The organism is Nonomuraea guangzhouensis (genome assembly GCF_019396345.1).
GTDB classification, from domain to species: domain Bacteria; phylum Actinomycetota; class Actinomycetes; order Streptosporangiales; family Streptosporangiaceae; genus Nonomuraea; species Nonomuraea guangzhouensis.
This window is the reverse complement of record NZ_JAHKRM010000067.1, coordinates 22,197-28,724: the sequence shown is the minus strand read 5'-3', so window position 1 is coordinate 28,724 and position 6,528 is coordinate 22,197. Positions and strand designations below refer to the sequence as shown.

Below are 6,528 nucleotides of genomic sequence, written 5' to 3'. Positions count from 1 at the left end.
CCGGCTTCGAGGTCCGTGACGTGCACCCGTCCCACTACGGCCGGATGTGCCCGATCGAGACCCCGGAAGGCCCCAACATCGGCCTGATCGGCTCGCTGGCCTCCTACGGCCGGATCAACGCCTTCGGCTTCGTCGAGACGCCTTATCGCAAGGTCGTCGACGGCAAGGTGACCGAGCAGATCGACTACCTGACCGCCGACGAGGAAGACCGCTTCGTCAAGGCGCAGGCCAACACGATCCTCAACGCCGACGGCACGTTCGCCGACTCGCGGGTCCTGGTCCGCACCAAGGGCGGCGAGACGGAGCTGGCGCGGGCCGACGAGGTCGACTACATCGACGTGTCGCCGCGCCAGATGGTGTCGGTGGCCACCGCGATGATCCCGTTCCTGGAGCACGACGACGCCAACCGCGCGCTCATGGGCTCCAACATGCAGCGCCAGTCGGTGCCGCTGCTCAAGAGCGAGGCGCCCCTGGTCGGCACCGGCATGGAATACCGGGCCGCGACCGACGCGGGCGACGTCATCAGCGCCGAGAAGGCGGGGGTGGTCGAGGAGGTCTCCGCCGACTACGTCACCGTGATGAACGACGACGGCACCCGCACCACCTACCGTGTCGCCAAGTTCAAGCGGTCCAACCAGGGCACCTCCTTCAACCAGAAGCCCATCGTCGCTGAGGGCGACCGGGTCGAGGTCAACCAGGTCATCGCCGACGGTCCCTGCACCGACACCGGTGAGATGGCGCTGGGCAAGAACCTTCTCGTGGCGTTCATGCCGTGGGAGGGTCACAACTACGAAGACGCGATCATCCTTTCCCAGCGGCTGGTGCAGGACGACGTCCTCTCCTCGATCCACATCGAGGAGCACGAGGTCGACGCCCGCGACACCAAGCTGGGCCCCGAGGAGATCACCCGGGACATCCCCAACGTCTCCGAGGAGGTCCTGGCCGACCTCGACGAGCGCGGCATCATCCGCATCGGCGCCGAGGTCGTACCCGGCGACATCCTGGTCGGCAAGGTCACCCCGAAGGGCGAGACCGAGCTGACCCCGGAGGAGCGGCTGCTGCGCGCGATCTTCGGTGAGAAGGCCCGCGAAGTCCGCGACACCTCGCTGAAGGTGCCGCACGGCGAGCAGGGCAAGGTCATCGGCGTCCGGGTGTTCTCCCGTGAGGAGGGCGACGAGCTGCCGCCCGGTGTCAACGAGCTGGTCCGCGTCTACGTGGCCCAGAAGCGTAAGATCACCGACGGCGACAAGCTGGCCGGCCGGCACGGCAACAAGGGTGTCATCTCCAAGATCCTGCCGGTCGAGGACATGCCGTTCCTGGAGGACGGCACCCCGGTCGACATCATCCTCAACCCCCTGGGCGTGCCCGGCCGAATGAACGTCGGCCAGGTGCTGGAGACCCACCTCGGGTGGATCGCCGCCCGCGGCTGGGACATCTCCGGCGTCCAGGAGGCGTGGGCCGAGCGGCTGCGTGACAAGGGCTTCGAGAAGGTCGCCCCGCGCACCAACATGGCCACGCCGGTCTTCGACGGCGCCCACGAGGAGGAGATCGTCGGCCTCCTCGGCAACACCGTCGCCAACCGAGACGGCGACCGGATGGTGCAGCAGAGCGGTAAGGCCAAGCTGTTCGACGGCCGCTCCGGCGAGCCGTTCCCCTATCCGATCGCGGTCGGCTACATCTACATCCTGAAGCTGCTCCACCTGGTCGACGACAAGATCCACGCCCGGTCGACCGGCCCCTACTCCATGATCACCCAGCAGCCGCTCGGCGGTAAGGCCCAGTTCGGTGGCCAGCGCTTCGGTGAGATGGAGGTCTGGGCTCTGGAGGCGTACGGCGCCGCCTACGCCCTCCAGGAGCTGCTGACGATCAAGTCCGACGACGTCCTGGGCCGCGTGAAGGTCTACGAGGCGATCGTCAAGGGCGAGAACATCCCCGAGCCGGGCATCCCGGAGTCCTTCAAGGTCCTCATCAAGGAAATGCAGTCGCTGTGCCTCAACGTCGAGGTGCTCTCCAGCGACGGCATGTCCATCGAGATGCGGGACACCGACGAGGACGTCTTCCGCGCGGCGGAGGAGCTCGGTATCGATCTGTCCCGGCGTGAGCCGAGCAGCGTGGAAGAAGTCTGAGGGGGAGATCGCACAAAATGCTAGACGTCAACTTCTTCGACGAGCTCAGGATCGGCCTTGCGACGGCCGACGACATCCGTCAGTGGTCGCACGGCGAGGTAAAGAAGCCAGAGACCATCAACTACCGCACCCTCAAGCCGGAAAAGGACGGGCTCTTCTGCGAGAAGATCTTCGGTCCGACCCGCGACTGGGAGTGCTACTGCGGCAAGTACAAGCGCGTCCGGTTCAAGGGCATCATCTGTGAGCGCTGTGGCGTCGAGGTGACTCGCGCCAAGGTGCGTCGTGAGCGGATGGGCCACATCGAGCTGGCCGCGCCCGTCACGCACATCTGGTACTTCAAGGGCGTCCCGTCGCGCCTCGGTTACCTGCTCGACCTGGCCCCGAAGGACCTGGAGAAGGTCATCTACTTCGCGGCGTACATGATCACGCATGTCGACACCGAGATGCGTGAGCGTGACCTGCCCTCGCTGGAGGCGAAGATCTCCGTCGAGCGGCAGCACATCGAGCAGCGCCGTGACGCCGACGTCGAGGCCAGGCAGAAGAAGCTCGAAGGCGACCTGGGCGAGCTTGAGGCCGCGGGCGCCAAGGGCGACCAGCGCCGCAAGGTCCGTGAGGGCGCCGAGCGCGAGATGCGTCAGCTTCGCGACCGGGCCCAGCGTGAGCTGGACCGGCTCGACGAGGTGTGGAGCCGCTTCAAGAACCTCAAGGTCCAGGACCTTGAGGGCGACGAGCTGCTCTACCGCGAGATGCGCGACCGCTTCGGCCGCTACTTCAAGGGCGGCATGGGCGCTCAGGCGATCCAGGACCGCCTGATCAGCTTCGACCTCGACGTCGAGTCCGAGAACCTGCGCGAGACGATCCGCAGCGGCAAGGGCCAGAAGAAGGCCCGCGCGCTCAAGCGGCTCAAGGTCGTGTCGGCGTTCCTCAACACCACCAACTCGCCGCGTGGCATGGTGCTCGACTGCATCCCGGTCATCCCGCCGGACCTGCGCCCGATGGTGCAGCTCGACGGTGGCCGGTTCGCGACCTCCGACCTGAACGACCTGTACCGCCGGGTCATCAACCGGAACAACCGCCTCAAGCGTCTGCTCGACCTCGGTGCTCCCGAGATCATCGTGAACAACGAGAAGCGGATGCTCCAGGAGGCCGTCGACGCGCTGTTCGACAACGGCCGTCGCGGTCGCCCGGTCACCGGTCCCGGCAACCGTCCGCTCAAGTCCCTCAGCGACATGCTGAAGGGTAAGCAGGGCCGGTTCCGCCAGAACCTGCTGGGCAAGCGAGTCGACTACTCCGGCCGTTCGGTCATCGTCGTCGGCCCGCAGCTCAAGCTGCACCAGTGCGGCCTGCCCAAGCAGATGGCGCTGGAGCTGTTCAAGCCGTTCGTGATGAAGAGGCTGGTCGATCTCAACCACGCCCAGAACATCAAGTCGGCCAAGCGGATGGTCGAGCGGGCTCGTCCGGTCGTGTGGGACGTGCTCGAAGAGGTCATCACCGAGCACCCGGTGCTGCTCAACCGCGCTCCGACGCTCCACCGTCTGGGCATCCAGGCGTTCGAGCCGCAGCTGGTCGAGGGCAAGGCCATCCAGATCCACCCGCTCGTCTGCACCGCGTTCAACGCGGACTTCGACGGTGACCAGATGGCCGTGCACCTGCCGCTGTCGGCTGAGGCCCAGGCCGAGGCACGCATCCTGATGCTCTCGACCAACAACATCCTCAAGCCGGCCGACGGCAAGCCCGTGACGATGCCCACCCAGGACATGGTCATCGGCCTCTACTGGCTGACCACCCAGAAGGACGGCGCGGCGGGCGAGGGCCGGGTCTTCGGCTCGATCGCCGAGGCTCAGATGGCCTTCGACCGTCACGAGCTGGAGATCCAGGCGAAGATCCAGATCCGGCTCAAGGACGTCCTGCCGCCCCGCGAGTGGGTCGCGCCGGAGGGCTGGGAGCAGGGTGACCCGATCCGTCTGGAGACGACGTTCGGCCGGTGCCTGTTCAACCAGACGCTGCCGGCGAGCTACCCGTTCGTCAACTTCCAGGTCGGCAAGAAGCAGCTGTCCGTGATCGTCAACGAGCTGGCCGAGACCTATCCCAAGGTCGACGTGGCCAACTCGCTCGACGCGCTCAAGGACGCCGGCTTCCGCTGGGCGACCCGCTCCGGCGTCACGATCTCGATCGACGACGTCGTCGCGCCGCCCAACAAGGCCACCATCATGGAGAACTACGAGCGCCGGGCCGACAAGGTCCAGCGTGAGTACGAGCGCGGTCTGATCACCGACGAGGAGCGCCGTCAGGAGCTCATCGAGATCTGGACGCACGCCACAGCCGACGTCGAGACCGACATGGTCAACGCCTTCCCGGCGACCAACCCGGTCTGGATGATGGTCAACTCCGGTGCCCGAGGCAACAAGATGCAGGTGCGTCAGATCGCCGGCATCCGTGGCCTGGTGTCCAACACCAAGGGTGAGACGATCCCGCGTCCGATCAAGGCCTCGTTCCGCGAGGGCCTGTCGGTGCTCGAGTACTTCATCTCCACCCACGGACAGCGGAAGGGTCTGGCCGACACCGCCCTGCGTACCGCCGACTCGGGTTACCTGACCCGTCGTCTGGTGGACGTGGCGCAGGACGTCATCGTGCGTGAGATCGACTGCGGCACCGACCGCGGGGTCCCGCTGCACGTTGGCGAGCGGGACTCGGCGGGCAGCCTGGTCAAGGCGGAGAACGCCGAGTCCAACGTGCACGGCCGCATCCTGGCCGAGGACGTCGAGGTCGACGGCAAGGTCATCGTGGCGGCGGGTGTCGACATCAACGACAACCACGTCACCGCGCTGGTCGACGCCGGCATCGAGACCGTCCGCACGCGCAGTGCGCTCGTCTGCGAGGCCAAGATCGGCGTCTGCGCGACCTGCTACGGCCGCTCGCTGGCGACCGGCAAGCTCGTCGACGTCGGCGAGGCGGTCGGCATCATCGCCGCCCAGTCGATCGGTGAGCCGGGCACGCAGCTGACGATGCGTACCTTCCACACCGGTGGTGTGGCGGGCGCCGACATCACCCACGGTCTGCCCCGTGTCCAGGAGCTCTTCGAGGCGCGCATCCCCAAGGGTGTCGCCCCGATCTCCGAGGCCGAGGGCAGGGTCCGCATCGACGAGACCGACAAGGCTCGCAAGATCGTCATCGCGCCGGACGACGGCTCGGAGGAGATCGCGTACCCGGTCTCGATGCGTTCGCGTCTGCTCGTCTCCGACGGCCAGCGTGTGACGGTCGGCCAGCAGCTGGTCGCCGGTGCGGTCAACCCCAACGAGGTGCTGCGCATCCTCGGCCCGCGGGCCGTGCAGCTGCACCTGGTGGCCGAGGTCCAGCAGGTGTACCGCTCGCAGGGTGTGTCGATCCACGACAAGCACATCGAGATCATCGTGCGGCAGATGCTCAAGCGCGTGAACGTGCTGGAGTCCGGCGAGACCGACCTGCTGCCCGGCGAGCTCGTCGAGCGCCCGCGCTTCGAGCAGATGAACCGCGAGACGGTGGCGGAAGGCGGCTCCCCGGCCGCCGGTCGTCCGGTGCTCATGGGCATCACGAAGGCGTCGCTCGCCACCGAGTCGTGGCTGTCGGCGGCCTCCTTCCAGGAGACGACCAGGGTCCTGACGGACGCGGCGATCCACGCCAAGTCCGACTCGCTCCTGGGCCTGAAGGAGAACGTCATCATCGGTAAGCTCATCCCGGCCGGTACGGGCATGCCTCAATACCGCAACATCCGGGTCGAGCCCACCGAAGAGGCCAAGGCGGCCATGTACACCGTTGGTGGATACGACGGTTCCGCGGCCGACTACACCTTCGGCACCGGCAGCGGCGAGGCCGTTCCGCTGGAGGAGTACGACTTCGGTCAGTACAACCGCTAGTCAGTTCTTCGAAGCACCGCGTCTGGATCTTGGTGATCCGGGCGCGGTGCTTTGTTCTGTGTTACGGCCAGCCCGGTGGGCCCCACCCGCCATACGGGGCCGGGCTCCCTCCAGGGGCACGCTCCTCCGGTTTACGGGGCTGGGCGCCGCTACGTGCGTGCTCTGGGCCGTCTGGGTGGTCGGAGGGTGAACCGGGGCCACCCGCCGGCCCCGATGCCCGGTGCGTCCTTCCAGCGCGCGCATGGCCATGCGCGGTCCGGTGCGAGTCATCATGGGGAACCGCGACGAAATACTCCGTGAGCCGGATATCATGGGCGTGGAGCAGTAGCCGGGCATGTATCGAAGAGGGCCCAGCGACCAGCAGTAGTGGCAAAAGCGTGTCCGCTTTGTCGTGCTGCTTTGACGTGTCGCGTGGGCCTGGGTAGTCTAGAGCATCGTGCCCGTCGTTAGCGGGCTCTCGGCTGTGCGCTCATATATGGGAGCGCCGGACGGCTTCCTGGCTAGTTGTC

Annotated in this window: 2 protein-coding genes; both read left to right on the top strand. The window is 66.9% G+C overall.

Going from position 1 to position 6,528, the window contains the following annotated elements; all coding sequences use genetic code 11:
- Positions 1 to 2,126 (top strand): DNA-directed RNA polymerase subunit beta (gene rpoB, locus KME78_RS61840; RefSeq protein WP_219539606.1); only part of this gene is annotated, 2,126 nt, incomplete at its 5' end.
- 17 nt (positions 2,127 to 2,143) lie between these two features.
- Positions 2,144 to 6,019: a DNA-directed RNA polymerase subunit beta' gene (locus KME78_RS61835; protein ID WP_219539605.1), complete on the top strand. Its 3,876-nt coding sequence runs from the start codon at positions 2,144 to 2,146 to the stop codon at positions 6,017 to 6,019.
- The last annotated feature ends 509 nt before the right edge of the window (positions 6,020 to 6,528 follow it).